We start from the raw sequence: 2,909 nt of genomic DNA, 5'->3' as shown, positions 1-2,909 counted from the left end.
ATCAGCTATCAGCTATCAGCTATCAGCTATCAGCTATCAGCTATCAGCTATCAGCTATCAGCTATCAGCTATCAGCTATCAGCTATCAGCTATCAGCTAATAATAATTTAATTAAATATCTATCCTCAATAGTATAGACCTGATTTTTATAATTTTATTCTGTAACGCGTACCGCTAAACCACTGAAGCTTTCAACAGTACCCACAATAGCAGCACAGTCAATACCCGCCTTATGAAAGGCCTGAACAAGTGGCTCACCTTCGCTAGCAGGAACAGAGAATAGTAGCCCTCCAGAGGTTTGAGGATCAAATACAATATCCGTCCATACAGGATCCAAGGCCTCATCAACTTGCACTTCAGTTATAGCCTTGCGATTACCATAAGATGCAGCCGGAATTAACCCCATTTGAGCCGCCTCGATGACATCATCAAAAAGAGGGATATCGTAAACTTTAATATGAATCGTCACATCAGAAGCACTTGCCATTTCTACAGAGTGTCCCATGAGGCTAAAGCCCGTAACATCTGTACAAGCATGAACTGTAAAGTTATGTGCCACCTCAGCCGCTGCACGATTTAAAGTACTCATACTAGTGACGGCCTGTTCCGTGCCTACAGGGAATAAATCTGCTTTCAACGCATTATTCATAATACCTGTACCAATCCGTTTTGTTAGCACCAACACGTCCCCTACTTGAGCACCTTTATTTTTCCAAATCTGATGGGGATTTACTTGACCAGTCACAGACATCCCAAAGATAGGTTCCTTATTTTCAATGCTGTGTCCACCTACGATGGCTGCACCAGCCTCGGCTACAATCGAACCAGCCCCATTTAACACATCCGTCAAAACACCTTGCTCAACGAGAGGAACCGGAAAGCCTACAATATTCATCGCTGTTAAAGGAGTTCCACCCATAGCATACACATCGCTTAGTGCATTGGCAGCTGCAATTTTACCAAATAAACCAGGATCATTAACCATAGGTGTAAAGAAATCTAAGGTTTGCACCAGTGCAAAGGTATCAGAGATTTGATATACTCCAGCATCATCGGCACCAGTCATATCTGCAAGAACATGCTCATTAGTAACGGGTGTTACAGCTTTCAGCACACGGTTCAATATATGAGGCCCAATCTTACATGCGCAGCCTCCACTTGTCACATAATCAGTAAGTCGTACCATAACTCCTCCTTACTCATTTTCCGGCAATCTAGAGACGATTTTCTTAACAGCCTTTTCAAATTTAGGGCGCGGCATCAAGAGTTGATGACCGCAGCCATTACATACGATGAGAAAGTCTGTGCCGATTCGCTTAACTTCCCACTCATCACTGCCACAAGGATGCGATTTTTTCATCTTCACTACATCGCCTACGTAATATCTAACAAATGCCATAGCGCCTCCTTTAACTTCTGTCAGTATTTATATATTTATTATACATAAAATAGTTACTTCTATAAATATACCCTAATTCTATCGTTCAATCCTCTATTATATATAACCATAAAATTTTCACCCTAAATATATAATGTACAGATTTGATATGTCTGCTGTTCTTATAATTAAAACCATAACACAACAAAAATAGTATTATATAATCGCCAAAAGGTCACAAAAATGTTTAGCTTAATCATTATATTTTATAGGGAAATATTAGTGCATCTAAAAAAATCAACATTAATAACTAAACAATAATGATTTTTCATTTAGTTATCATTCTCAATATCAAAATAGAGATTTTTTATAAATCCCATATTATTCAATCTTTATAAACCCACATTTTTACTGCATTGATAATATTTATCATTTAGAAAATTTTCGAAATAAATTTTACAAAAAGACTTGCATTTCTCATTTAGTATGTTACAATATAGTCAACAATGATTATTCGTTAAGTATACGGATAACACATTGTATATAAAACTGTTAAGACGGCAAGTGCCGAAATACACAAATAAGTAAGTACTATTTTAAGAGTTAGGCAAGTGTCTATTTGATCTAAGAATAAGTTTTCTTACTAAGGCGAAGTCGCCCTCGAAATTGATAGAATAAGTATTCTATTCCATTGCATTCACAACCAAGTGGTTATGAATATATACGTTAAGTAACAATTTTGAAAATTATCGTAAGTACAAAGGAGTATTAAAATGGCAGAATTAAAAGGTTCTAACACTGAAAAAAATCTTCAAGCAGCATTTGCTGGCGAATCCCAAGCATTCCAAAAATATACATTCTACGCTAGTGCAGCTCGTAAAGCTGGCATGAACGAAATCGCTGACTATTTCGAAGAAACAGCTCACAACGAATCTGCACATGCTAAATTGTAGTTCAAAGCTCTTCATGGTGGCGATATTTCCGCTGATATCGAAGCTAACCTTCGCGATGCAGCAGCTGGTGAAAACTACGAACATACTACAATGTACAAAGAATTCGCTGACGAAGCTGAAAAAGAAGGCTTTGCTAAAATCGCTTTCCAAATGCGCGAAGTTGGTAAAATCGAAGCTCGTCATGAAGCTCGTTACCTTGCATTAGCAGCTCAAGTATCCGGTAACAAAGTATTCCACAATGACGAACCAGTAGCTTGGATCTGTGCTAACTGCGGTTACGTACACGTTGGTGAAGAAGCTCCAAAAGTTTGCCCTGTATGTGCACACCCACAAGCTTTCTTCCACCGTTTCGTTGAATCCATCTAATCTATAAGTACGACACTAACTAGATTAATAACCTGTAAGTACAGATTTTAATAAAACTATACCTGTAAGTACAATCTAAACTTACAGTAAGTACTGACAACTTCCTTAACAAAGGGGCTGTAACAAAACAGTCCCTTAACCTAAACAAGCTATTAGTTAATTTTAGATAATCAACTAATAGCTTGTTTCTGTATTTCTAAGCAAAAAGGGCC

General features: G+C 37.6%; 2 protein-coding genes and 1 pseudogene. 1 reads left to right on the top strand and 2 read right to left on the bottom strand.

The features are described from left to right. Nucleotides 1–154: 154 nt before the first annotated feature. Both selD and E7B10_RS09540 read right to left on the bottom strand, forming a co-directional pair. On the bottom strand, nt 155–1,186 hold the full coding sequence (gene selD / locus E7B10_RS09545) for a selenide, water dikinase SelD (protein WP_287510454.1): 1,032 nt from the start codon (nt 1,184–1,186) through the stop codon (nt 155–157). Nucleotides 1,187–1,195: 9 nt separating this feature from the next. Next, nucleotides 1,196–1,399, bottom strand: coding sequence for a DUF951 domain-containing protein (locus E7B10_RS09540; RefSeq protein WP_004693828.1), 204 nt, complete (start codon nt 1,397–1,399; stop codon nt 1,196–1,198). A gap of 752 nt (nt 1,400–2,151) precedes the next feature. Here E7B10_RS09540 and rbr point away from each other — a divergent pair. Continuing rightward, a pseudogene (gene rbr, locus E7B10_RS09535) lies at nt 2,152–2,697 on the top strand (rubrerythrin). The last annotated feature ends 212 nt before the right edge of the window (nt 2,698–2,909 follow it).

The organism is Veillonella sp. (assembly GCF_032470285.1).
Lineage (GTDB): Bacteria > Bacillota > Negativicutes > Veillonellales > Veillonellaceae > Veillonella.
Note: the sequence above shows the minus strand (reverse complement) of the source record. Positions and strands in the feature narration are given on the sequence as shown.